The organism is Paenibacillus oleatilyticus, from assembly GCF_018998565.1.
GTDB lineage: Bacteria > Bacillota > Bacilli > Paenibacillales > NBRC-103111 > Paenibacillus_G > Paenibacillus_G oleatilyticus.
In genome coordinates this window covers 322837-347756 of record NZ_JAHNZO010000003.1, presented here as the reverse complement: position 1 = coordinate 347756, position 24920 = coordinate 322837, and the positions used below count along the sequence as shown (strand labels likewise).

Sequence of the window (24920 nt, the reverse complement as noted above, 5' to 3'; positions counted from 1 at the left end):
TTCATCAAAGAAATGGTACTCCATTACTTCGACGAGCAAGGGTTAAACACCTTCGTTGTATCGTTATTCCGCTGTAGAAAAAAAATTAACGCGCGCCAAGTCTTCTGGATATCAAGTCCGCTGCGGCCTGGCACTGCCCGAGCAAGCTGTCTGCAATATCGTTCATCCGGAACTCCAATCCGGAGATGGATAACCCGGCTACAACTTCCCCGGAATGGTCCATGATCGGAACGGCAATCCCCATTCCTCCCAATGAGAAGTCGTTGGACGAGATGCAATAGCCTTGTTTTCGGATCGTCTGCAGCTGCTGCCGAAGCTCGTCCGGGTCACTAACCGTATAGTCCGTAAATTTCGGCAAGCCTTTCGATATGATTTTGTCAATCTTGTCCTCGGGGAGATAAGCTAGTAATATTTTGGTGGTGGCTCCTGCATGCAGCGGAACCCTCTTGCCTAAGGGAGACGTGTATCGTACGCTTTGCGTGCTTTCGACCTTCTCGACGCAAATGCCCTCCAGACCGTCAACGATCATAAGCATGACCGTCTCTTTCGTGTTCTCGCACAGCTCTTCCATGACCGGCTTTGCAACGGTTCGCAAATTCATTTGATTGCCGACGACGACGCCCAATTCGAACAGCTTGATCCCGAGCATATATTTTTGGCTCTGCGGATTTTGGGTGACGAAGCCGCGGTGCTCCAACGTGACCAGCATGCGGTGAACGACGCTTTTGTACAGACCCAGATGCTCGCTAAGCTCGGTCACTCCCCATTCGGGCTTCTCGATCGTGAAGCATTCCAGCATTCTCAGAATCCGGTCCCCGGTCTCCAGAACAGCCGTTTTCTTTGTATTGTTTTCCATGGGCAGCTAACCTTTCGTTCCGCAAATAAGAACAACGTTCTTATATTGTTGATTTTTCTTTCATTATAGATTTTTTAACCGGGGAAAGCAATAAGGCGATCAAAAGATGTATCGTTTTGAATGAAGGCTACAGGGGTCCAAAGAAAAATGATCTCTTTGCTAGTGAAGGTATCGCGGCATGAAAAAAACAAAGTGGTCTAGAGGGATTCATTCCCTTTAAACCACTTTGTCAACACTCCCTTTATCAAGGGTTTCTTCATTTCTATTGGACACCTTAAATCCTATTTATTTCTTCTTCAACGCCTGTACATCATCTTTAAAAGCTTTACTATACTGCTCGAATAATCCCGTATTAAACTTATAACTCTTGTCTTTGGCTTGGGGCTTATTTTCCTTAAGCTGTTTGTACAAGTTATCGGTTTCACCCGATAGTTTGGACCATACTTGCTTCACATTATCATACTTCGCATCCAATCCCTTTATATAAGCATCATATTCCGCTTTCTTTTCCATCGCTTTACCAAGTCGGTCAATCGTGAAATCTATGTCTAACTCCTTGCCTGTACTGCTAGTACCGTCACTTTTGTACCAACTGATGTCTACAAATCCTTCGTTCCAAATCGTCCCGGTTATAAAATTGCTAATCTCAGCCAGTTTTGACTCCACTGTCGGCTCTTCCTTTTTAGCAGAAGCATCCGCCTTATTAGCAGAGTTCGCAATCGATTTCTGAATGGCCTCAGCCAGCTTTTCCTCATCGGTTTTTTCTTTTGCACATCCGGAACTGACGAACAGCATTACAACGGCCATTCCAATCAAAAAAACACTTTTGTTGCGATTAAACATCTCAATACTCCCCTCTCTTGCACATGTTGCTTTCCTTTTATATGGTTGCTCCCTTATATATCGGATTCTCTAACAAAATTTTGAAGGGAATTTCCGAAGGAACTGATCTTTTGGACCAATCAAGGAATAAAAACAAAACCCCTTCAGCCTAAATGAAGGGGTTAGATACTGACGTTACACCTGTGTTCTCTTCTAAATTAAGCCATCCAAGCAACGTACCAACCACGGGTTGAAAGAAGAAAAACAACCCTTCGGTTAAACCCGTCTTTTCACCCAAATGTTGAAAACCATGCACACTAGCGTCAATGCAATAAAAAGAATTCCGCCCTTTAAGCTCCCCTCTATACCTGCCGCAGCAATAAATCTCCAGCCAACCGCCGAACCGATGGACACGCCGAGATTGATGAAAGAGATGTACAAGGCATTCACAAATTCAGGAGCTTCCGAAGCTTCCGACGTAAGCAGCGTCTGGGTTACGATGAGTCCGCTCGTATGGGCGGCACCCCACAGAAGCATGACGGCAGTTACGGGAACGAGGGAGGTTACCCCCGAATCCAGCAGGAAATAAGCGATCGCAAGCACGAACGGCTGGACGAGCGTCGTTCGCAGCCTGTTCATTCCCAGCAGCTTCCCCGCGAGCAGATTGCCGGCTACGCCACCGACTCCAAAAACGACAAGCATGATACTGAGGATGCGTTCCTGCAGCCCCATTACTTGTCCCAGGAATTCCGCAGAATAGCTGTAGACGGCAAACATCGCGGCAAAAAGAAAAGTCGCGGCGCCAATACTTAACCATAATGGAATCTTGCGCAAAATGCTGAGCTGCTCCCTGTACTTAACTCTAGGCGCTGCGGATGTTTTGGGAAGGATGACCGCGATCCCGGCGGCAGCAATGCCATTAACAATGGCGCAAAAAAGAAAAGACGCCTCATATGAAAATTGATCCGCTATATACGTTGTTAAAGGAACTCCCAGCACCATTCCCATGCTGGTGCCGATAAAAGCTTTTGCGGAAGCGTTAGCTCTTTGTTCCTCCGGATACAGGGAAGCGACTGCGACAAAGGCAAAGGAAAAAAACACGGGATGAAACAATGCCGGAATCACGCGCAGCGCCAGCAAAACGTAGAAATGATCGGTGAATGCCGACAATGTGCTGCACCCTGCGAAAATAAGCAAGCACAGGACCAGAACCTGTTTGCGATTACGGTTGGAAAGAATCAGGACCATGAAAGGGCCGAACAGCGCAATGACAAAGGCGAAGGCGCCAACGAGCATGCCGGCCTGGGCCGTGCCCACGTGGAATCGTTCCATGATGGCGGGCAAAATGCCGACAACGCCGAACTCGATGGTATACAAGCCGAATAACCCGAGTGCGATAAACCATATCGGCGTTGCCCGGACTGTGTTCATTTCCGGACCCCGGCATAGACGGCTTCGCAGAGCTCTTCGGTAAATAGGCCGGACATGCCTTCCAACGCCGTATTGGTAAACGCCGCAACGCTGAGTCCGAGCGCCGGGTCGACAAACCACGAATGCCCGTACGTGCCGCCCATACGCCACGTTCCCGGTGATTCCGGCGTGCCTGCAGCAGCGGGGTCCTTTAGCAGCGTAAAGCCCAGGCCGAAGCCTCGTCCAGGCCAATAAGCCATCGGCAGCTCACCGATCTGATTGGTGGTCATCTCGCGGACTAGACGCTCCGGCAGCAGCGGGGCTCCGCCCTTCCGCAAGGCTTCCAACAGCAGCATAAAATCGCCGGCACTGCCGACCATGCCAGCTCCGCCGGAAGGATAGGCCGTATTGTCAAGCGCCCGTCCGGGAGACAGCCGGAAACCGGCCGTTCCTTCCAAGAACGCGACGCGTTCAGGGTCTTGCATGCGCCGCGGCTCCGGCCTATCATTCGCATAGGCCGCCGTCAAGCGCTCGGGATCGATCGCCGTAAATCCCGTGTCGTTCATGGCCAGCGGCTTGGTCACCAAGGAACGCACGGCCTCTCCAAGCGGTGCTTCTGCAGCCTTCTCGATCACGGCCCCCAGCACATCTGTCGCAATCGAATATTTCCACTCGGTACCCGGCGTATAAAGGAGCGGAGCAGTTGCAAGGCGGCGCATATTTTCTTCCAGGGTAATGCCTGCTTGATCCATGCCATCCGATACGCCGGCTTGTTCGTAGGTACCATTTTCCTCCTGAAAAAAGCGGTAAGTCAATCCCGCCGTATGCGTCAACAGCTGCCGAATCGTAATCTCCGCACAATCGCCATTGTTCAGACGCGGCCGAAACGTCGGCAGCCAGCGGTGGACAGAATCCTCCAGCTGAAGGCGGCCTTGCGCTACAAGTACAAGGGCGGCCGTCGACACGATAGGCTTGGATACCGACGCGAGCCGGAACAACGCATCTTCCTGCATGGGCCGGTTCCGCTCACGATCGGCCAAACCGGCAGCGCGGCTGTAGACGGGCTCTCCGTCCAACGCCACTTTCACAACAGCACCGACCAGCCTTTTTTCGGCTATGGTCCGGTCAACGACTTCATCAATTCGTTCCTTCAATGTAGGCAATGCTACTCATCCTCTCGTGTGTTGATTACTTTACTATCGTTAGTTTATTATATAAATACAGTGACTTAATTTACATAAGGCAATCATGTTATTTCATGCCTTGGACGAAGGAAATCATGGGAATTTGAAGGAAAATCCTTAAATTTAAAAGGTGGGAAACACGATGGAGCACGTAGATAAGCAAATTCTTTTCCATCTTCAAGGTCAGGCGAGAATTTCGATGACGGAGCTAGGCAAGCAAGTAGGCTTGTCGCAGCCTGCGGTAACGGAGAGAGTAAAGCGTATGGAGGAAAAAGGGATTATCGAGGAATATCGGACGATGGTGTCACCGGAAAAAATCGGGAAGCACGCTGCCGCGTACATTCTGTTCCGTACGAGGGACTGTCATGCTTTTCTCGACTTTTGCCGCTCCTCGCCCGAAGTCGTCGAATGCCACCGCACAAGCGGAGAACATAACTACTTATTGAAAGTGATGGCCGATTCCACGCGCGCGCTTGAGGAGTTTGGAAACAAGTGCGATAAATACGGGACGTATACGATCCTCATCGTGATGTCATCGCCTATCGGTCCCAGACATCTTATTCCTTCGCTTGAGTGAAATGTAAAAAGGAACCCGATTTCAGATCGGATTCCCATGTGTAAAAAGACCAAGCAGGGCGTCATACGGATCGCCTTCCATTCCCGGAACCTTGGCGAAGGCAGGCTCCGTTTTGATGCCTTGCTCTTTCAGTGTGCGGACTGATCTCCTAGCCACTACTGCAAATATGCCGAGTTAATATAGAAGAACTCAAACTTGCTGTCGCTGAAATTGGCGAACGAAGCCTTCAATTTGTCGTTCGTATGGGCGCTGTATTGCATCGTTACGGTATCGTTAGCTACGACAAACATTACATGCGAGTAATCCAAAGCGCTGATAAATCCGCCGGCCGGCGTGGTAGCTTTCGTCGTTTTGTAGAAATATTTCTTGGTGCGCACCATGTAATCTTCCAAGCCGTTGCTAATGTTGCGGCCCGTGTTCACCCAGGCAATCGACTCGGGCTTCCATGTGCTGTCCGTCGGAATTCCGCCGGCATACATCGCTTGGGAAACATAGTTCGCGCAATCTACCCCGCCGCTCTCCGTATGAAACTTGTAGTTTTTATTCCACTTGCTTGTATCGTAGTAAGGCGAGCTAGTCACCGTAGACGTGTACCTATTCGCATAATCTCTTGCCGCAATCCGGTTGTACGTAAAAGCGGCCTGAGGCTGGACTGCGCTTCGCACCGTGTAAGCCCGATTGGTCGTAACCGCTTCCATCAAATCCTTCTGCCCATGCTTCATCATCGTTTCCTCGGTTTCAGGAATGAAATGGGTCGCCGGAATCCAATCCATATAATTCAAAAATTCAAGCTTCGCGCTTTGGTTATCGATGACGCCGTTGACGACTTTGGCTGTGAGCCGGAACGAGTCGTTCTGCTCCGTTGCCGTGCCGATATATTCGCTGAGGTCTTTGACCCGGTCGCTGATGACCTGTTCGGTTTCCATCGCGCTGATCGCGTTGGTTTGCTTTAAGGCGGCGGATTGACCTTTCATTCCTTTGACGTAAGGAATTTCATCGACCGACCTGGCTTTTAACGTTTTGCTTAAAGAAATATTGACTCTTGCCGTCAGCACATTGTCCTTCACCGAGTACTCGGAGATGTCGCTGTCGATGGTATTCAGCGTGTAGTAAGGCTTGTACGCTTGTCCGACAAAATCGACAACGAATTTTTGGGCCTCTTCCCGGACTTTCGCATCGCCCGCCTTCAGGGTCGTGTCGTCGGCGAAAGCGACGGCCGAAGTTAAAGCAAATAACATGATTGCGCTTGCAGCTATTTTTTTACCGAACATCATTCATTCCTCCTCAGTTTGGATTGGCATCGGTGGCGATCTGATTTCGCGCACAATGCAACTATATAGCAAATGGCCGGCCCACAGAGAATTATGAATGATCCTGCAAAAAAACGGCGTTATGACGCACGGAAGATGTCGAAAATTCACCGGATTAAGAAATATTTAGAAATAAAAGGAGGATTTTTGCAGTTTTCTACCTAAATATTAGAGTGGATTTCATTCCATTTTTTAGGAGGATTCTCGAATGAAGGCTCGTCATGTACTAGGCATTTTATCTTTGGCGGCACTGTTCGCGGTCAGCGTGCCGTGGGCAAGCTATGCGGAGGAAGCGGCAAAGAACGGCGGCAGCCCAATAAACATGGAGCTCCAGCAATTGGACGCGGAAGCCAAGCTGACAAACGAACAGGCTTACGTCGTGCCCGACACCTTATTGGCAGCATTCGAAGAAGCATCGAAGCAGTATAAGGTCCCCCGCGATTTGCTCATAGCCATCGGCTGGAACGAATCGCGGCTAAGCAACCATGAAGGCCTACCCAGTTTTGAAAACGGTTACGGAATGATGAACCTCGTTTCCAATCCGGTCAAGCAAACGCTGGAGAAAGCTTCACAGCTTTCCGGACTCGACGTCAATTTGCTGAAATCCGACGATAAGTCGAACATTATGGGAGCGGCCGCGCTTCTTGCCGATTTTCAAAAGACGGCCAACCCCGAATTCCGGGAATCGCCTAATCTGCCGGACTGGTCCAATGCCGTCAAAATGTATCTGGGCTCGGAAAATGACGAGCTGAACGTCTCTTATCTTCAGCAAGTGCTGGGCACTTCCAAGCTGTTTACTCCCTCGGGGAATAAGGTAACGATTAAAAACGAAATCGTTATTTCCGCTCTTGTCGGAAAGCCGGTGGTAAAGCCGATTTGGAAAGCGGCGCATCCCACCAATTATGCAACCGGAAACCGCGGCCGCGGAACCATTACGCATCTGGCGATCCACGTCATGCAGGGCACTTATGCCGGCTCCATCAGTTGGGCGCAGCAAAAGCATGACGGGCCTTCGGCCGCGCACTATTACGTAAGAAGCTCGGACGGAGAAATTACCCAGATGGTCAAAGATAAAGATATTGCTTATCACGCCCGCAGCGCGAATTCTTACACCATCGGGATCGAGCACGAAGGCTACGTTAGCGATCCGAAAAAATGGTTTACCTCGACCATGTACAACCAATCGGCCAAGCTGGCGGCTCTCATGTGCTACACCTATGGAATTCCGGTCGATCGGAGTCACATCAAAGGGCATAGCGAGTACCCGAATCAGACCCACACCGACCCGGGGTCCGGTTGGGATTGGACCACGTACATGCGTTACGTGAAAGCCTGGTACGCCGAATACCAAAAATGAAACTAACATAGCACGATGGCTTCAGAGGAATAAAAGGCCGCCAAGCGCAATGCGCCGGCGGCCTTGTTTGCATCCTATATTACAGCTTGTTGAACGTGTCGGTGAGCACCGGTACGATCTGCGATTTGCGGGAGACAACGCCTTTAAGCACGGCTTTGTTGTCATCCAGCTTCACGTTGTACGCTTGCTCCACAGCATGCGCGGCGCGGCCAAGGGCCAGACCGATCGAATCGTTGTTCAGGATGTCCGTCACGACGAAGAGGAACAGGTCCAGGTTTTTCTCCGCGATGATACCGGAGAGAGCCGCTTCCAGCTCCGCTTGGCGGGACAGCACGTCGTTCGTGTCGACGGCGTTCACTTGGGCGATTTCCACTTTGTAGCTGCCCATTTGGAACTCTTTGGCGTCGAGCGTGATCAGTTGGGCGATCGTTTTGTCGCTCAGATCGGCGCCGGCTTTGAGCATCTCCAGACCGTAAACTTCGGCGTTTACGCCGGCGATTTCAGCCAGCTCGCGGGCAGCGGCTACGTCTTCATCCGTGCAGGTAGGCGACTTGAACAGGAGCGAGTCGGAAATGATCGCGGACAGCATGAGACCGGCGATTTCTTTCGGAATGGCGACCCCGTTTTCTTTGTACAGCTTTTTCAGAATCGTCGCCGTGCAGCCGACCGGCTCGGCACGGTAGTAGAGCGGGCCGCTTGTCTCGAAGTTGGCGATGCGGTGGTGGTCGATGACCTCCAGCACGCGAACCTGATCGATGTCGGACGCGCTTTGCTGGCGCTCGTTATGGTCGACCAGAATGACGTTTTTCGCTTCATTCGCTACCGTCTCGACGAAGCGCGGCGCTTCCGCTTTGAAGTAGTCGAGCGCGTATTGGGTTTCCCCGTTCACGCTGCCCAAGCGGACAGGCTCGACATTTTGGCCTAGCTGAGTTTTCAAATGCGCGTATGCAAGGGCAGAGCAGATCGAATCGGTGTCTGGGTTCTTATGTCCGAAAATAAGTACTTTATCCATCCTTATTCTCCTTACTTGTTTTGTTTTGGCGAGAAAAGTATACCGTACATCCACATTCACAATCAAGATTTCCCACACAGATTATATCGCAAAACTAGCATTATTCCTATCCCTTTAATAGAATTTTTCTAAGGAGCTGCCTGCCGCAGCGCCGTCAGCCGCCCGGCTACGGCGTCCAGCCGGTCCTTGATTAAGATGGCGTCCGCATACGCGACAGGGATGCCGGCGAAGCCGTAATACACGCCCGCCAGCCCGCCGGCGATGGCGCCGATCGTGTCGCTGTCGCCGCCGAGATTGGCGGCCCGCTGCACGACGTCGGCGAAGCCGTCGCCCTGCTGCAAGCAGTGAAGCGCCCAGCGCAGCGTATCGACGACGAAGCCGGTCGGCTCGCAGTCCGGCGCTTCGACCAGCGCGGAAGCGTACGGCGTGCCCTGCGTTTCCGCCGCCATCGCCGGGCGCGGCTCTTCGCCGTTCAGCAGCCGCAGCGCGATGCGGTTGTATAAGCCGCACGCTTCGTTGCACAGCTCGTCATAATGCGTCATCTTCGACTGCATCCGCGACATGCGGTCTACCCGGTCCGGGTCGGCATAGGCGAGCGCCACCGGAAGGCAGCGCATCAGCGAGCCGTTGCCCCCGCTGCGGCCCAGGTCCTGATCGGCCAGGAAGGCCGCCTCGAACCAATGGCCGTCATACCGAGCGAACGCCCGGCGGATAATATTGCCGATATCCTTCGGATCAGAACGGTACCACGCCAGAAAGTGCTCTCCGATGCTCGCCATCGGGTCATCCGGGCGGTCGAGAATGCCCTCCGCCACGCAAAGCGTCATCATTGTGTCGTCCGTCACTTCCCCCGGTTCGAGGTCCCATACGCCGCCGCCGATAATGCCGGTCAAATAGCCGTACTTGCGGCGAATTTCCCCGGCGCTCATGAATTCGGTCGTCCCGCCGAGCGCATCGCCGACGGCAACGCCGTACAGTCCGCCCTTGATGCGGTCCGCCAAGCTTTTTCCTCTATCGCTCATCCCGATTTCCCCCTCCTATAGTTCCGCCCACGGTGCGCCGACGCTCGCATACTTGCGGTAGCGGCCAAGCACCCGCTTCACCAGCGCAATCCGTTCCTCCAGGCTGCCGTGCAGCGGGATGTAAGGTACGCGCCGCGCTGCCAGATCGGCGGCAATCTGCTTCTGGAACACGCGGCGCTGTACGTCGCCCGAGCGGTCCCACGTGTCGTCGTACGGAATGTCGTCGCCGCACATAAAGACGAGATCGTAACGCGAAGCCGCCTGCGCCGCCAAGTCCATAAGCCGCGGCAGCGCCATCCCGTGGTAATAGTGCGCGAACATGAACGTCGTAATCGCATTCGTATCGACGAACAGATACCCGTTCGCCTCCGACAGCAGCTTTTCCTCCCTGGCCAGATGCCCCTCGGCTATCTCTACCAGTTGGTCCGGCGTCAGCCGGCGGTCGGTCTGATGCTGATCCCAATACTCGCGTCCGTACTCCGGCATCCAGACCGTTCCGAACTCGCGGGCCAGCGCTTCGCACACGGTCGTTTTGCCGGTCGAGGGCGCGCCGAGGAAGACGACGGTCGTCACCAGATCCCGGTACACCAAAGGATGGACAAACGCGCGGTTCGCGGGCGGGTCGTGCCGCACCGCCGTTCCCGATACCGGAAACGCCTCCCGCTTCGGGTCGACCTGTCGGTTCACGGCGTTCAGCGCTTCGCTCATATGCTCGCCGTACGGCTCGCTGGAATAAAAGTGCGTCACTCTCCGCTCGCCAAGCAGGCCGAGAATGTAATCCTCCTGCGCCTTCTTGATCTCCGGCGTATAGCCCGTTTCCGTCGGCCCGTCCCAAGCCTCGATCACTTCGACCTCGGGATACAGGGCGCGAATCCAGTCCGCCCGCACCGTCAGCGGAATGTCCGTCGTTTCAGGACAATCGTAGATGACGGCAATCACGTGATCCGTCTCCGCGAGCGCCGTTTCGATCATATATTGGTGCCCGCGGTGCAAGGGCGCGAATTTGCCGAGCGTCAGCCCGACCGTTAATCGGTTGCCGCTCATAAGCCCACCCCCATGCGTCCGTTCCGCTTCGCGGCCCGGTATTCGCTGCGCCACTGGATCAGCCCGCTTGTCGCGATGCCGAGGAAAATAACGTACAGCGCGGCTAAAACATACAACTCTTTATATGCATACATCCCGATCGACAGCACGTCGACCGCAATCCAGAAATGCCAGTTTTCCAGCACCTTGTTCGACAGCAGCAGCTGCGCGAGAATGCTCAGCGTCGCAATGAACGCGTCCACATAAGGGATCGACGCGTCCGTGAAACGGGTGAGCACATATCCCCAGCCTGCCGTCACGACGACGAGCAGCAGCGCCAGCCCCAAGCCGAGCTGCGGCGTCATCCGCCGCGTCGGCCGCACCTTCGCCTGACCGCGCTTGGTCAGCCAGACGATCCAGCCTTGAATGCTCAAGACGAAAAATACGACCTGCAGCGTCATATCCGCATACAGCTTTGCATCGTAGAACATAACGAAAAAGCACACTACGTTCACCAGCCCGACGGGAAAGCACCAAATATTTTGCCGCGCCGTCAGCCATACGCTGAGCAGTCCACTCGTGGTCGCCGCGATCTCCAGCGGCGTCGACGACGTGAAATAAGCGACCAGCAGCATGCAGGCGAGCAGCCCAACCATCGTATACCATCTGTCCATGAATCTCATCCTCCCGATGTAGTTCTACGTTGACAATCCAATTTCAATACTTTCAAAACGACTATATTGAAGCCTAAAAAAATTAGCTGTACAACGACAGCTTCGGCAGATTGCCGGTAAAACGGTACAACTGTGCGGCGCGCTGCGAGTAGCGGTTCGATTTCTTCGGCTCCCCGTTCGCGTCGCGAATCTCCTCCAATACTCCGCTGCGGCTCTGGGTCGCTTTCATTTTGCGGATGAAATTCGCTTCCTCGAAATCCGGCACCACCGTCCGGATGACCTGATACAGCTCGCCGAGCGTGAACTCGTCCGGCAGAAACTCTCCGGCAATCGGGGTGACCAGCATGCTCTGTCTAACCCGCTCCAGCGCATCCGAAAGAATCCGCCTGTGGTCGAAGGCCAGCTCCAGCCGGGTCAGCGCCTCGGACACCGGGAACAGCGCCACCTCCGCCGCATCGTCGGCAGCGGCCCGCGCGGCCAAATATTTCTCATGCACCAGCGCGAAGAAAGCATGGGAGATAATCCATCCCCGCGGGTCCCGGTCCGGGTCGCTGTAGACGTTGAAATATTCCATGTGAACGCCGTCCACGCCGGTCTCCTCCTGCAGCTCGCGCCTCGCCGTCTCGTACATCGACTCCGTCTCCCGGGAGAAGCCTCCGGGCAGCGCCCACATGCCCTCGAACGGCCATACCTTCCGCTTGATGAGCAGCACCTCCAGCTCCCGCTTCGGCAGCGACTTCGTCGCCGTCGGCTGCGGCTCGGACGTAATGGTGAAGATCACGATATCCGCCGGCGCCCCGTCCGGCGTCCGGTATTTACTTGCCGTGTAGTTCGAACCGTTTTCCATAGTCATGCCGCGGCTCCTCCTTTTAATTTCCGTTTCAATAATATCATTATGACATTTTTGATTCATTTGTCAAGACCGAACAAAAAAACTGCCGCTCGCAAAGGAACGGCAGCAACCAAATTCGGAAATCCGCTTATTCGATTTAACACGATCCGTCAGGTCAAATCCATCGTCGGCAGCTCGCTCAAAGCCGTCTTCGTCATGTCTTGAACGTGCTGGCCGTTGGCGCGAACCAAGGTGTAATATTCGTAGTTTCTGATCACCGTGAAGTCATCTTCCATCACGCCGGGATAGGCGCGGTTCACCGAGTAAATCTGGCTCCGGTAAGCCTGCAAAGCCCGCCCCTTATGCTGACGGTAGTCGCTGATATCGACCCGCGCCGTAATCGGGCACGTATCCTTCGGTCCCGAATCCTGGCAGTGGTCATAATAATGGGGGATCGAGGTGTAATAAAAAGATGGACGCCGCCCCTCCGGGTACTCCGCTTCCGCCAGCACGACCGCCTTCTCCGTCGCTTGGGAAATCGCGATATGGTCGGGATGCCCCGTTACCCCGTCCGGCGGGAACGTAAGAACTGCATCTGGCTTCAGCTCCGCAATGGTCGAGCGAATCCGCTCCGCCAGCGCTTCCGGATCGATCGACTTTAACTCGCCGTCCCGGTAACGGTACAGAATCAGCTCGGCAACGCCGAGCACGGAGCACGCGCTGCGCAGCTCCTCTTCCCGGTGCCGGGCCAGCTCTTCGCGGGTGGCGAATTGAAACTCGCCCGACTTCCCCTTGCATCCCGATGTAGCGCACGCCAGAACGACCTCATGGCCGGTGCTGCTAAGCTTGGCGATCGTCCCTCCGGCTGCAAAGGATTCGTCGTCGGGATGGGCGAAAACGAATAACCATCTTTTCTTCATTCCCCTTCAGCCCCCTGTTGTTCATATCGTAGTGAGCTTGTTGAAAAAGTGGTCAAAGCCCACTTTCTCAACACTCTGACGCCTCTGTAGACGTCTTCGTTTGCAAATAGGACAGCCCCATGGCCGTTACGCCGTAAATCGGCTCCTTCCGGGCCTCGTCCAGTTGAACCTGCGGAGCGTACGCTTTGATCTTGTTCATCAGCAGCTCCCGGACGTGCCCTTCGTTCTGCAGCACGCCGCCCTGCAGTATCATTGTAAACGGTTTGTCTAGGAACGACAAGTGTCGTACCACCGCAGCGACGCCGATGAACAGCTCGTGGGCGGCCGCCTCAAGAATCCGCTGCGCTTCCCGGTCCCCGGCCGAAGCCGCCTGGCCGACCACACGGGACAGCTCGCTCAATTTCTCGACGGAGTAGTCCGGACCGTACATCCAGTTGAACAAGTCCTCTTCCTGGTCCATGCCCAAATGCGGCAGCACCCATTCCCCCAGCCGGGTGCCCGCCTCCCTGCCGTCATAGGCCTTGAGAATTGCCATGACCGCCTGCTTGCCGATCCAGTAGCCGCTGCCTTCGTCTCCGACGCGGTGGCCCCAGCCTCCCGCTCTGGCCGTCTGTCCCTCCTCGTTGATCCCGAAGACGATGGAGCCCGTGCCGGCTATGGCCAGAATCCCCGGCTGGCCGCCTGTGGCGCCGAGCAAGGCAGCGTAGCCGTCGTTTTCTACGATCAGATGTTGGACTCGAATCGGCAGCCGCTCCAGTACCTCCTGCACCAGTCCGGTTATCACGCGCCGGTCGTATTCCGTATCCAGCCCTGCCAGGGCGAACACGGCGCACTCCACTTCGATTTCCGCCTGCGGCAGGCCGCTATCGTCCTTTTGTCGCAAGTCCGCAATCGCTGCTTCAATACCGAACACCAGTTCTTGGATCACACCATCTTTCCCGATGCCCTGGTAATTGGACGAACCTCCCTTTCCTTGCCCGAGTACGTTGCCCTGCCGGTCCATGAAGACGACATGGCATTTCGTCCCTCCGCCGTCAATCGCCAGCAGAGGGATGCTGCGTTTTGCCATCAGGAACCACTCCACTCCGTCATGACTTGGTCCAGATGCTCCATCGCCCGCTGAATTTTGCCCTGCGCTTGCCCCAGCCAATTCAGATGGGCTTGATGCTGATACATTCGGAGGTCGACCATGCGATTGATTTCCTTCGGACTCGGTCCTCCCGGAAGCGAGCGGATTTCCACAAAATGCACGGGATCGAGCGCCTGACGCAGCGTTTCTTCCGTAAGCGACGTATCCCGCCCGATGTGGCGACGTGCGCTTTCGTTGACGATGGATAGCGTAATTTCGTTGGCCGCCAGACCCTGCGCCAGGGACAGCTTAACGACGTCGCTGACGATATGATGGGCTTTTCTGAACGACAAGCCGTCCGTCCGCACCAGCGTGTCCGCCAGCTCGGTCACCGTGGCGAAGCTTCCCTTCGTCCGTTCGCGCAGCACCTCTTTGTTCACTTCCATCGTACCGACGACGGCGGCGAACAACCGGTACATTTTGTCCATAATATCTAGGCTTCTCCAGGCATAAGGCTGCATATCGTCCTCGGTGTCCACAATGTCGCCGAACGGCGTATTGTGAATCATCGACAGCACCGTGTTCGTATTGCCTACGCAGCTCGACAGCAACGCGCGCATGTGCTCGAACGAGACGGGATTGCGCTTCTGCGGCATGATCGAGCTGATCTGCACGTATGGAGCCGCCACCTTCAGCGCGCCGAACTCCTGCGTGCACCACAGCAGCATGTCTTGCACGACCCGGCCCAGGTTGATCGCCGCCAATTGCACGGCCGTCGCCACTTCGCCCAAGTAATCGGCCCCGCCGATCGCGTCGTACGAATTGTCGATCAGCTCGTCGAAGGCAAGCAGTTCCATCATATGCTCCCGGCTGATCGCAAAGCCCGACGTCGTCAGCGCCGCCGCTCCCATGCTGCTCCGGTTGCAGTTTGCGTACGCCGCCATAATCCGGCGGATATCCCGGTTCAGCGAATCGACGACCGCCATAAAATAATGCGCAAGCGTCGTCGGCTGAGCCTGCTGCGTATGCGTGTAGCCGATCATCAGCGTATCAGCGTGGTCTCTGGCGAACAACAGCAGCTGTTCATTGAGCTTCAGCGCGGAGGTCAGCGTCACGATCAGCTTCTCCCGCAGCACCATCCGGTAGATGGAAATCCCCATGTCGTTGCGGCTCCGCGCCAGATGCAAATTGCCGGCGATATCACCCGCATGCTCCAGCATTTGATGCTCGACCTGAAAAAACAAATCCTCGAACTGCCCTGTGTAGCTCGCTTGGCGGAGCTCCTCCGGGTCGATCGACCGGATCGCTTTGGCGATCTGCTTCGCTTCATCCGTGGTCACCAGCTTTTGCTTCTCCAACATGATCAGATGAGCCTTGTTGATGGCCATCATCGGGCCCAGCAAATGAGTCTTGGCTTCGTTAAAAGCCGGCTCCAGCACAACCTCCGTATACGTTTTTCCGGGAAACGTCGTCCCTTCCGTCTCCATCCATTGTTCGCGATATCCCATAGCGTTACTTGGCCTCCCCATTGTTTCCTGTTCTCATATCCAGCCATTCTTTAATGAGCAAGTTCATATTGCGGCTTGCTTCTTCTACGATACTCTGTCCCGCCTCCAAGGAGCACTGCCGGATCCGGCCCGTATAGCCGTCCCAGCCTTGGGGGGTTCCTTCCACCAAGACGTAAGGCAAAGGAGATAAAGGAGGACATGAATCTAATTCCAAGTCCGATTCCTGTACGATCACCATTTCCGGGCGAAACGCCTTCACGGCCGACATCTCGTACGGACCGCCGTGCCCTCTTCCCGCCATCCCTTGGAACAGCCCCAACCGCTGCGTAAAATCGACGGTCGCCATCTGCCACCAGTTGATCAGCAGAAAGCTGGCGTCGGGGTAGCTGCCGGTCACCGCCTCGGCGACGGTCCGGGAAGGGCCCATATTGGCGTCGTGGGCGTTCAGCAGCACGATATTGCGGATGCCGAACCGGCAGATCCCTTCGACCACATCGGTGAGATAGTCGATAAAAATCGAGGGCCGGACCGATATCGTTCCGGGGTAATGCTGCGTTTTGCCCGGGCAGGCCGAATACGGTACCGTCGGATAGATCAAAGGATGCAGCGAGGCATCGATCCGTTCGGCGAAGCCGTCCGCCAAGATCGTATCGGTCCCGAGTGGGGAATGCGGACCGTGGTATTCCACCGAACCCAGAGGGACGACGGCGAATTGCGCCCGCTCCGTTACTTGACCGATCTCCCGCCCGTGAACTCCGATTACATTCATATGCTCCTTAAACCTCCGCTTCTTCATCGTATGGGGGAGGACCCCGAAGGGTCCCCGCCCACTGCTGTAATGTTTGCTTTCGCGACGCAATTACTGCTTTTGACTAATCATATTCACAAACATACGGATCGAGCCCGGAACCAGAGCCGGAATCTCGCGGTACCACACTAACGAACTGTAAGTATATACCCCTTTGCCGTAATGCGCCGTGAGGAATGTGCCGGTAAACTCCTTCTCGCCCGGGTCCCCGTTCGAGATGAGCGCCGTATACTCCTTGCCCCATTCCGACGGATTGTAGGCGGAGCGGTCTTGAATCCAGTTACTCCAATCCTGGTCCGTAATCTTGTTCGGCGAATTGAACATCGGATGATCCGGAGCCAGCATCGTGACTTTGGAATTCTCGTCCGTTACGCGCCACTGGATGAGCGGAGCGCCGATTTTGATCGGGTACGGAGCAAGCTCCGGCGACCATTTGTCTTCCGGCTTATGATATTGGACGACGAGATTGCCGCCATTCTGAACGTAGCTCAGCAAGCGCTGGTTGCTCGGAATCAATTCCGGACGGAACGCGTAAGCGCGAATGCCCAGCACGATCGTGTCATATTGGGACAGATCCCCGTATTGGATATCCTTCGCTTCCAGCTTCACGACATCGACGCCCACTTGACGCAAGTATTGATCGATGTTGTCGAAGCCGCTGGAGACGTAGCCTACCTTCAATTTGTCCGGCACCTTCAGGTCGAAGGCCTGGATTTTGAGCTCGGCCGGCTGCACCATGTACGTCTTGCCGATATGCGGATACTCGATGACCTGCGCGCCCTGCGTGCTCTGCACATCGCCGTTCTTCGCGACAGCCGTCACGGTGAATTTACCCGGGACGACGTTTGAAGCGGCCTTGACTGTGAACGCGACGGACTTCGTTTCGCCTTTCGTCGCAAAGCTCAGCTCTTCAGCTGCCGGCTCCGCCGTCCAGCCTTCCGGCACGTTCAGCGACACCGTCGCTTTGGAAGCGCCCGGCGTATAGTTGCGCACGGTGACCTTCACCGGAACCGGTTCTTGCGATTTGAGCGTATTCAAAATTGTTGCGCTCGGGCTAAGCGACATCGAATACGGAGGCAGCACGGCTACGGCGTTCTGCGGCGTGACCTTCAGCGTCGTTGCCGTATCGTACGCCTGGTATTCGACCTTCGCGTTGAACACCGAAGGATCGTAAGGCTTGAACAGCGGTGCGTCCGCCGGAATCGTTACCTCGAAGGTCGCCGATGCCGTCTCGTTGTAGCCTAATTGATCGAAGCTCGTCGCTCCGGCCGGCTTCGCCGTCCAGCCATTGGGCACGTTCAGGCTCAAGTTGATTTTGTTCAATTTCACGGAACCGCCGTTGAAGGCCGACACGGTGACCTTCGTCGTCTGACCGGCAACCAGCTCGTTTGTAGCCGGCTTGACCTTCGCTACGACGGACGCCGATTCCATGCTCGCTTTATTCAACTGCTCTTCTTTGACATGAAGACGGTGGAGCAGATCCTCCTTGGTTGCCGCCTCCAAATCGGATGCTTTGACGTCAGCCAGCGCCGTCTGGACGTCCGCTTTCATTTCATGGACTTCCTTCAGCACCTTGGCAAAGCTCGGGTAAGCGGCAACGACTTCATCCGCATCCTTTTGCAGATCGCGCAGATGCTTGACGATCTTGTTGTCTTTGCCCTTCGCGTCGATTTCTTTGGCCAAATCCTCGAAGGTGAAGGCGATGCCGTCGAAGAAGTCTTTTTCTTTGTCCGCCGATTTCACCGTGCTCAGATCCAGCTTGTAGTAATTGCTGAACAAATCGCCTTGGACGGGACCTTCGTCATATACTTTCCCCATGCCCTGGCTCTTGTGCATGAAGCGGGATTCTTCCCCGAGCTGGAGATAAGACGCCCCATAGATTTCGTTGTAATCCCCGATCGGCGCATTCACGGTGTAATCCTTGGAATTGGCAGGCAGATACAGCTTCTTGATCTGCCAAGGCTGAAGCCCTTGTTTCAGATGTTCAGGGAAAATCTCCGGATTCGCCGCATCTTTGAACGCCCGAACGGTAAGGACGTTAATCGTTCTGTGATGCCCGTGCGTGGAGGCTTCATTCAAAAACGAAGGAATGATCACATCCGGACGCAGCTCGCGAATTTTGCGGATCAATCGTTCGTAAGCGACCGAGTCGCCCCATTTCTCCAGCGTTTCCTCTACGCTCTTGGAAAAGCCGAAATCGTAGATCGGATCGTCCAACTGCTCGCCCAGCATGCCCAACGTTACATTGGTGATTTTGGACGCTTCCTGCAGCTCCCGAGTCCGAATGATGCCGAGGGCTTGCCCCAGCTCGCTCCCGATTTCGTTCTGTCCCCCTTCTCCCCGGACAGCGATCACGCTGGAGGTGTTAACCCCTCTCCCCAAGGAAAGATACGCCAAGGTCGCGCTGTGTTCATCGTCCGGGTGAGCCCCTGTGTTCATCGCGCTGGCAATCGTGGTCAGCGGTTTAATCGACTTCCACAAGTCGACGACGCCCCGGTCCGCATATGCGTGCTGAGCTTGAGCAGGCAGCAGCATGCCGCCCGCCAGTACGGCACTCATGACAATGGAACAAAACTTTGAGGTCGACTTACCCTTGATCATCTAACTCCTCCTCTGATGGTGGAATGTTCCTCAGCCGGAAATGGCCATTTTCCCGCTGTATATCATAACGTGGATGATGAACTTTGAAGTCCGATGAATCATAGACGCTGCGTGAGCGGATCATTCTTCCGATCGCTCTTGTCCCCGGATTCTTTGATTGTTTAACCCCTTTAGTGGTTAGTATCCGGGGACAAAGGCAACCGCTTGCGCTTCTCCAGAACGATTCCGCTCCCTCCGCTCCTTATTCACCGGACTTTCAAGTGTCCCCACGAGATGACCGTCATTTACACGGCCGTGCTGTCGCCCGTCATTTTGCGCGAAACGAACAGCACGATGATGATCAACGTAATTTGCAGCACACCGTATGCGCACGCCGTACCGAATTCAAACGAGTACATCCGCTGGAAAATCTCCACGGAAAGCGGCGTGCTTTTCGCGGTGAAGAGCAGAATGGAGGAAACGAATTCCCCGATGCCCTGCACGAACGCGAGCAGCGTGCCCGCCAGTATCCCGCTCAGCGCCATCGGAAAGACGACCCTCCGGAAGCTGTACCACCAAGTGGCGCCAAGGTTGCGCGCCGCCTCCTCGACCGAGGCGTCCATCTGGACCAGCGTCGCCGACGTGGAGCGGAACACAAGCGGCAAATGGCGGACGAAATACGCCAAAGGCAAGATCCAGAAGCTGCCGATCAGCACCTGATTGAAGCTGAATACGGTCGGCTCGCTGAAGGCAGCGATCAGGTTGACCGCGACGACCGTTCCCGGCAGCGCCCACGGCAGCATGATCAGCACGTCCAGCAGCGTTTTGCCTTTGAATTTCAAGCGGACCATCGCATAGGCGGCCGCCACGCCGAATATAATGTTGCCGATCGTCGCCACGAAGCTCATCTGGAAGCTGTTCGCAATCGGCCGCCACGTTTTGCTGTCCGTAAACAGCTTCACATAGTGCTTCGCCGTATATTCCGGAGGAAGAATCTGCGTCGTCCACGTGCCGTCCGTCGAGAACGAGATCAAGACCAGCACGAGAATCGGCAGCAGCAGGATGATGACGCCGATAATCGACAGAATCATCGCGATATATTTGCCTACGGCGCTCTTCACTTCCGTACGGTGCACGCTGACGCCTTTGCTCATGTTCTGGTAATTACGCAGCCCTTGGTACCAGCGCATCACGAGCAGGAACAGAATGGACACGACGGACAGGATCGTGGACTGCGCCGCAGCCATATCCAGATTGCCGTTCGTCCGCGACAAATAAATCTGCATCGTCATCGTCCGCTCGATCCCGAAGATCAGCGGGGCCGTATAGGACGCCATCGCGATCATGAAGACGAGCAGCGAAGAGGCGACCAGCGCCGGCGTCAGCATCGGCAGAATGACGCGCCGCCATATATAGAGCCGTCCTGCGCCAAGACTCGCCGCCGCCTCTTCCAGCGAAGGATCGAGACCGCGGATCGCCGAGGAGGCCGTCATGTAAAAGTAGGTGTACATCGTGAACGTATGCACCACGAGCACGCCCCAGATGCCCTTCAAGGAAAACGGCACCTGATCGAGATGAAGCAGCGCTTTGAGCGCCCTTGGGATAATGCCGCTTTCACCGTACAGGAACGTAAACGACAGCACGCCGACAAGAGGCGGCAAAGCCATCGGCACGAGCACGAGGACGGCCAAAATTTTCCGGCCGGGGAACTCGTAGCGCTCCAGCAGGAACGCCATGGCGACGCCGACGATCGCGCAGGTGATGACGCTTAAGACGGAAATATAAATGCTGGTCCAGAGCGCCTCCAGGTTGGACGTATGCTCCAGACTGAAAAACTTGGCGTAGTTTTTCAGCGACATCTGATCCTCTACCTGGATACTTTGCACGAACGTCTGGAACAACGGGTACACGACATAAGCCAGGAGCACCAAAAACAATGGCGCTACCAAGACGTAGACGAAATAAGGCGAGTGCGTGAAGGAGCCCAGCTTGGATGAACTTGTTCCCGGTTTAGATCTCATAGATTCATCCCCTCGCTATCCCAAGAAATAGATGCTTTCTTTTGGAATGACCAGGGAAATCTCTTCCCCGCGTCCGCGCACCCGGTGCCCTTGATTGACGAACATCGCTTTCAATTGCTGGCCCGCCACTTGCGATACGTAGTTCACGCTGACTCCCGTAAATTCGGAAATGACTACGTTTCCTTTGACCACATTTTCCTGCTGCTCGCCTTGCAGCGCTTCACGGACCGCTTCCGGACGGATGGACATCGTCACGCTCTTGCCCGCTTCCAGCTTGCAGTCCGGCGCAGCGTTGGCGGTCAAACCTCGCAGGCTGAGGCCCGGAGCGAAACGTACGACTGCTTCGCCGCCCTCGACCCGTTCCACGGTTCCTTCCCACAGATTGGACTCTCCAATAAAGGAAGCGACAAACCGGTTGACCGGACGGTTATATATTTCTTCTGGACTTCCGATCTGCTGGACAACCCCGCCCTGCATGACCATAATCCGGTCGGACATCGCCATCGCCTCGGCTTGATCGTGCGTGACGTAGATCGTCGTAATTCCCAGCTCCAGCTGAAGTCTCTTGATTTCGATTCTCGTTTCTTCTCTGAGCTTCGCATCAAGGTTCGATAACGGCTCATCCAAGAGCAAAATTTGCGGCTCGATGACCAGCGCGCGAGCCAAGGCAACCCGCTGCTGCTGGCCGCCGGACAATTGATCGATACGGCGGTTGCCGTAGCCTTCCAAGTGAACCTGCTTCTGTGCGCGTTCGACGCGCTGAACGATTTCGGATTTCGGAACCTTTCTTACTTGCAGACCGAATGCGATATTCTCAAACACCGTCATGTGCGGAAACAAAGCATAGTTTTGGAACACCATTCCCGTGTTTCTTTTGTTTGGGGGAAGGTTCGTGACATCTTGATCGCCGAATACGATGCGGCCCTCGCTCGGATAATAAAACCCAGCGATCATCCGCAGCGTCGTTGTTTTGCCGCAGCCGCTCGGCCCGAGAAAGGTGAAGAACTCCCCCGGTTGAATCCGAATATTGACATCTGTAACTCCCTTGACGTTTCCGAATTGTTTGCTTACGTGATCCAGTATGACCTCTATCAAGCAGGTTTCCTCCTTTGGTAAAATGATCAGGCGGAGGAGCTCCTCCGCCCGAATGCATTATTTGGAACCTTTTCCTTTGATGTTCTCATCCCAATGCTGCATCCATTCTTTCTCTTTTTGCGCCATGACGGCCCAATCGATATTCAGCGGTTTCAGCTCCAGCCCTTTTAACCATGCCGGAAGCGTATCTTTGTTGATGTCCGTACGGGTCGGAATTTGATACAGCTTCTCCGCAAGCTCGACGCGCAGCTTCGAATCAAAGAGGAACTCGTAAAATTTCTTTGCCGATTCCATGTTTTTCGCACCTTTGACCACCCCGACACCGTCAACCAGAATCGGCGCCCCGCTCGCAGGGTAAATGAAGTCGAACGGCTGCTTTTGCAGCTCTTTCTGGATCATGATATCCTGCAGGTTCCACAGCGACAGCGTGCCTTCCTCGCGCGCCAGCTTCAGGTACAGGTTGGTCGGATCTTGGGCGTATTCCTTCGTGTTGGCGTCAAGCTTTTTCAGCCAGTCGTATCCTTTTTTCGGATCGTTCGCGTCTTGACGGTAAATCAGGGAAGAATAAATCGTTCTCATCGTTCCGGAAGCGAGCACGCCGCGAATGATGATTTTGCCCTTATACTTGGCATCGAGCAGGTCGTCCCAATCTTTGGGAGCGTCTTCTTTTTTCAGCGCTTTGGAGTTGTACATGATGACTTCCGGCAGCAGCATTTCGCCGTACCAGCGGTCTTGACTGTCTTTGTACATCGCCGGGATTTTGTCGGCGAAGCTCGGCTTGACGCTTTCGAGCAGCCCTTCGTTCGCCGCCGTCATCAGCGCCGATTGCGTGCCGCCCCACCAGAAATCCGCTTGCGGGTTCGCCTTCTCCCCGCGCACGCGCTCCAGCACCTGCTGCGCTCCCATGGTAAGAACCTCGACGTCCATCCCCGGGTTTTGCTCTTTGAATTTCGGGATAATTTCTTCGACGACGTTTTTGTCCCTGGCCGTATAAATGACCAGCTTCTGCTTCTCGCCAGGCTTCGAGGCGTCGGATGACTTGTCTCCCGGCTTCTGAGCACCGTCGGAAGCGCTTCCTCCGCAGGCCGTCACCGTCAGCATCGCCATGCTCAGCACGGCCCCCGTTAACCAAGTCGTTGCTTTTTTCTTTGTCATGTTTTGACCTCCTGTACTTTATGCGAAATTGTAAGCGTCTTCACTTGAGCCAAACGGCATCGGAAGCGACAAAGCCGTTTACCGCTGCTGCTTGGAAGTGGACGGAAAAGCCTCCAGCGCGCAATGAATCGCCCCGATAAGTCCCGCCTGATCGCCGAGCGAAGCCATCTCGATTCGGGGAACGGAAGGAACCCAGTCGGTTAACCATTGTTGTATTTTATGAACCCCTTCGTCCCCGATATGCAGCATTTCTCCGCTGAGGATCAGAAGCGCCGGGTCCATCACGCTTGTTAAATTGGCGATGCCGTAGGTCCAGTGCCGGCAGATGTCGTCGAGAAGCGTCTGCGCCGCTTCGCCCCCGCTTTTCGCTTGATCGACGATTTGCTTGACGATGCTCGATTCCTCGTCCATCGAAGGGAGGACGGCTTTGGCTTTCTCGCGAATGGCCCGTACGGAATAGTTGCGCTCGAATACGCCGTATTCTCCCTTGGTCTGGTTTCCGACCGGACCGATCACCATGTAACCGATCTCCCCGCTCGCCTCTTTGGCTCCGCGGTATAATTGCCCGTCGATCATAATGCCGGCGCCGATCCCTGTTCCCGCATACATATACACCAGATTGGAATGCCCGACGCCGATGCCCTTGTGGAATTCGCCGAGCGTCATCAAATTAACGTCGTTCTCGATGACCACAGGCAGCCCCAAGGCCGCTTCAATCTCCTTCCGCACGGGCAGCCCCATCCATCCCGTACTGGGGGCGTAGCTAACCGTACCTTCGCTTCGCTGGGTAATCCCCGGCAAGCCGAGCCCCATGCCAAGCAGTCTTGCTTTATCGAATCCGCTTTCATTCAGCAGCGCCGCAAGCCCTTGCTCAATGCTCTGAATGGCCGTCTCTCCGTTCATCGGATGCGGCAGGCACGTCGTGCGCTGAATCAGCAGCTCCCCCTTCAGGTTGGCGATGGCCAACTGCAGGGTACTGCCTTCGAAAACCGCGCCGATGACGCCGTAAGCTTGAAAGTTATATTCCAGAAGGATGGGCTTCCTGCCGCCCTTCGATTCTCCGAACCCGACTTCGCTGATCAAGCCTTCCACGATCATCTCGTCCACCAAGGCCGATACGCACGGACGGCTGAGCTCTGTTAATTTCGCCAAATCGGCTCTCGATACCCGGGGGTTTTCTTTCAATTGATGAAGAATGCCTTCGCGGTTAATGTGCTTCACCAGCTTGGCGTTTCCCGTTTGGCCTCTGCCAATCAATATGCTGTCCCCCCTTTCCGATTAAGTTAGTTAAGATGACTAACAAAGTTTTCTTGTCATCATTTTATTGTATTCGCTTACAAATTGTCAACTACAAATTTCTACATCTTTCTACATCTTTTTGTTGTCAGGAACGCCGGCCCGGAAGCCGATTTTTATCGCTCTTCGGGTTATCCTCCGGATTTTCGAAAGGTCGGCTTGGCATACCGGGCCCCTCTCCCCCGCCCTCGGTATCACCAACCGGCTTATAGGAACGTTTTGGGGGAAAGTTTTTAAAAAAATTGGAATTCGGTGTAAAACGCCACAGAAATCCTGAGCATTATGCGTTATATTAGATATCGGTAAGCGATGATCTCGAATCTGTATCTGGGCACTTGGATTCGACGGAGCTAGTAGTGCAACCGGACCACCTTTCAGTTGGAAGGTGT

At 54.9% G+C, this 24920-nt stretch carries 22 protein-coding genes and 1 riboswitch; of the genes, 2 read left to right on the top strand and 20 right to left on the bottom strand.

What is annotated here, in order from left to right:
• Positions 1-85: 85 nt before the first annotated feature.
• From KQX66_RS06340 to KQX66_RS06325, 4 genes are all read right to left on the bottom strand, one after another.
• Complete coding sequence (locus KQX66_RS06340; RefSeq protein WP_216791053.1) at positions 86-856, bottom strand: IclR family transcriptional regulator; 771 nt, start codon at positions 854-856, stop codon at positions 86-88.
• Positions 857-1141: 285 nt separating this feature from the next.
• Positions 1142-1699, bottom strand: coding sequence for a hypothetical protein (locus KQX66_RS06335; RefSeq protein WP_216791052.1), 558 nt, complete (start codon positions 1697-1699; stop codon positions 1142-1144).
• Positions 1700-1954: 255 nt separating this feature from the next.
• Positions 1955-3109 (bottom strand): MFS transporter, encoded by a 1155-nt coding sequence (locus tag KQX66_RS06330; RefSeq protein ID WP_216791051.1) that lies wholly within the window; start codon positions 3107-3109, stop codon positions 1955-1957.
• Positions 3106-4251, bottom strand: coding sequence for a serine hydrolase domain-containing protein (locus KQX66_RS06325; protein WP_216791050.1), 1146 nt, complete (start codon positions 4249-4251; stop codon positions 3106-3108). The genes KQX66_RS06330 and KQX66_RS06325 overlap by 4 nt, the downstream gene beginning before the upstream one ends.
• A 163-nt stretch (positions 4252-4414) precedes the next feature.
• On the opposite strand from KQX66_RS06325, the gene KQX66_RS06320 reads away from it, so the two are divergent.
• Positions 4415-4849, top strand: a complete 435-nt coding sequence (locus KQX66_RS06320) for an Lrp/AsnC family transcriptional regulator (protein ID WP_216791049.1) — start codon at positions 4415-4417, stop codon at positions 4847-4849.
• 21 nt (positions 4850-4870) lie between these two features.
• Here the strand turns inward: KQX66_RS06320 and KQX66_RS06315 are convergent, their stop codons facing one another.
• Together KQX66_RS06315 and KQX66_RS06310 are read right to left on the bottom strand one after the other, a co-directional pair.
• The gene (locus KQX66_RS06315; RefSeq protein ID WP_308647156.1) at positions 4871-5005 is read right to left on the bottom strand and encodes a DUF4269 domain-containing protein; all 135 of its coding nucleotides are present in this window, start codon (positions 5003-5005) and stop codon (positions 4871-4873) included.
• A complete protein-coding gene (locus tag KQX66_RS06310; protein ID WP_216791048.1) occupies positions 5005-6120 on the bottom strand; it encodes an amidase domain-containing protein in 1116 nt (371 codons plus the stop codon). The genes KQX66_RS06315 and KQX66_RS06310 overlap by 1 nt, the downstream gene beginning before the upstream one ends.
• A 247-nt stretch (positions 6121-6367) precedes the next feature.
• Here KQX66_RS06310 and KQX66_RS06305 point away from each other — a divergent pair, with 247 nt between their 5' ends.
• Positions 6368-7516 carry an N-acetylmuramoyl-L-alanine amidase gene (locus tag KQX66_RS06305; RefSeq protein WP_216791047.1) on the top strand — a complete coding sequence of 383 codons (1149 nt, stop codon included), beginning with the start codon at positions 6368-6370 and terminating at the stop codon, positions 7514-7516.
• 79 nt (positions 7517-7595) lie between these two features.
• Here the strand turns inward: KQX66_RS06305 and KQX66_RS06300 are convergent, their stop codons facing one another.
• The 14 genes from KQX66_RS06300 to KQX66_RS06235 all read right to left on the bottom strand — a co-directional run bounded on the left by KQX66_RS06300 (position 7596) and on the right by KQX66_RS06235 (position 24492).
• On the bottom strand, positions 7596-8528 hold the full coding sequence (locus KQX66_RS06300) for a manganese-dependent inorganic pyrophosphatase (protein ID WP_216791044.1): 933 nt from the start codon (positions 8526-8528) through the stop codon (positions 7596-7598).
• 128 nt (positions 8529-8656) lie between these two features.
• On the bottom strand, positions 8657-9550 hold the full coding sequence (locus KQX66_RS06295; RefSeq protein WP_216791042.1) for an ADP-ribosylglycohydrolase family protein: 894 nt from the start codon (positions 9548-9550) through the stop codon (positions 8657-8659).
• A 15-nt stretch (positions 9551-9565) separates the two neighbouring features.
• Positions 9566-10594, bottom strand: a complete 1029-nt coding sequence (locus KQX66_RS06290; RefSeq protein WP_216791039.1) for an AAA family ATPase — start codon at positions 10592-10594, stop codon at positions 9566-9568.
• On the bottom strand, positions 10591-11247 hold the full coding sequence (gene pnuC, locus KQX66_RS06285) for a nicotinamide riboside transporter PnuC (RefSeq protein ID WP_216791037.1): 657 nt from the start codon (positions 11245-11247) through the stop codon (positions 10591-10593). The genes KQX66_RS06290 and pnuC overlap by 4 nt, the downstream gene beginning before the upstream one ends.
• An 82-nt stretch (positions 11248-11329) precedes the next feature.
• The gene (locus KQX66_RS06280; protein ID WP_216791034.1) at positions 11330-12100 is read right to left on the bottom strand and encodes an NUDIX domain-containing protein; all 771 of its coding nucleotides are present in this window, start codon (positions 12098-12100) and stop codon (positions 11330-11332) included.
• Positions 12101-12249: 149 nt separating this feature from the next.
• A complete protein-coding gene (locus tag KQX66_RS06275) occupies positions 12250-12999 on the bottom strand; it encodes a PIG-L deacetylase family protein (protein ID WP_216791032.1) in 750 nt (249 codons plus the stop codon).
• Positions 13000-13066: 67 nt separating this feature from the next.
• Positions 13067-14068, bottom strand: coding sequence for an N-acetylglucosamine kinase (locus tag KQX66_RS06270; protein ID WP_216791029.1), 1002 nt, complete (start codon positions 14066-14068; stop codon positions 13067-13069).
• A complete protein-coding gene (gene argH / locus KQX66_RS06265) occupies positions 14068-15576 on the bottom strand; it encodes an argininosuccinate lyase (RefSeq protein ID WP_216791025.1) in 1509 nt (502 codons plus the stop codon). The genes KQX66_RS06270 and argH overlap by 1 nt, the downstream gene beginning before the upstream one ends.
• A gap of 4 nt (positions 15577-15580) precedes the next feature.
• Positions 15581-16345: a creatininase family protein gene (locus KQX66_RS06260; RefSeq protein ID WP_127460512.1), complete on the bottom strand. Its 765-nt coding sequence runs from the start codon at positions 16343-16345 to the stop codon at positions 15581-15583.
• Positions 16346-16435: 90 nt separating this feature from the next.
• Positions 16436-18985: an NEW3 domain-containing protein gene (locus KQX66_RS06255; RefSeq protein ID WP_216791023.1), complete on the bottom strand. Its 2550-nt coding sequence runs from the start codon at positions 18983-18985 to the stop codon at positions 16436-16438.
• A gap of 284 nt (positions 18986-19269) precedes the next feature.
• Positions 19270-20985: an ABC transporter permease gene (locus KQX66_RS06250; RefSeq protein ID WP_216791021.1), complete on the bottom strand. Its 1716-nt coding sequence runs from the start codon at positions 20983-20985 to the stop codon at positions 19270-19272.
• Positions 20986-21000: 15 nt separating this feature from the next.
• Positions 21001-22080: an ABC transporter ATP-binding protein gene (locus KQX66_RS06245; RefSeq protein ID WP_216791018.1), complete on the bottom strand. Its 1080-nt coding sequence runs from the start codon at positions 22078-22080 to the stop codon at positions 21001-21003.
• Between the two features lie 57 nt (positions 22081-22137).
• A complete protein-coding gene (locus KQX66_RS06240; RefSeq protein ID WP_216791014.1) occupies positions 22138-23235 on the bottom strand; it encodes an extracellular solute-binding protein in 1098 nt (365 codons plus the stop codon).
• A 78-nt stretch (positions 23236-23313) separates the two neighbouring features.
• The gene (locus KQX66_RS06235; RefSeq protein ID WP_216791012.1) at positions 23314-24492 is read right to left on the bottom strand and encodes an ROK family transcriptional regulator; all 1179 of its coding nucleotides are present in this window, start codon (positions 24490-24492) and stop codon (positions 23314-23316) included.
• A 332-nt stretch (positions 24493-24824) separates the two neighbouring features.
• Positions 24825-24908: riboswitch (cyclic di-GMP riboswitch) on the top strand.
• Positions 24909-24920 lie beyond the last annotated feature (12 nt).